Below are 274 nucleotides of genomic sequence, written 5' to 3'. Positions count from 1 at the left end.
AACATGGTGCGGAAGGAGAGACTTGAACTCTCACATCCGAAGATACTGGAACCTAAATCCAGCGCGTCTACCAATTCCGCCACTTCCGCATATTTTTTTGCTTTGATATTGGAACCTAAATCCAGCGTCTAGTTCAAGACATCTGGCCAATTCCGCCACTTCCGCATTTTTATCTCAGAAGAGATGGCTGGAGTACCAGGATTTGAACCTGGGAATGGCGGGATCAAAACCCGCTGCCTTACCGCTTGGCGATACTCCAACGAAAACTCAAACC

The 274-nt window shown here is 47.8% G+C and carries 2 tRNA genes; both read right to left on the bottom strand.

What is annotated here, in order from left to right:
* Window positions 1-4: 4 nt before the first annotated feature.
* Window positions 5-89: transfer RNA gene (locus ACXAH1_RS24785), tRNA-Leu, on the bottom strand.
* 95 nt (window positions 90-184) lie between these two features.
* Window positions 185-259 (bottom strand) — tRNA-Gln (locus ACXAH1_RS24780).
* Between the last annotated feature and the right edge of the window lie 15 nt (window positions 260-274).

The sequence above is a fragment of the Pseudoalteromonas sp. AWH4_217 genome, assembly GCF_056161105.1.
The sequence above is the reverse complement of the archived record's forward strand: the minus strand, read 5'-3'. Positions and strand labels throughout refer to the sequence as shown.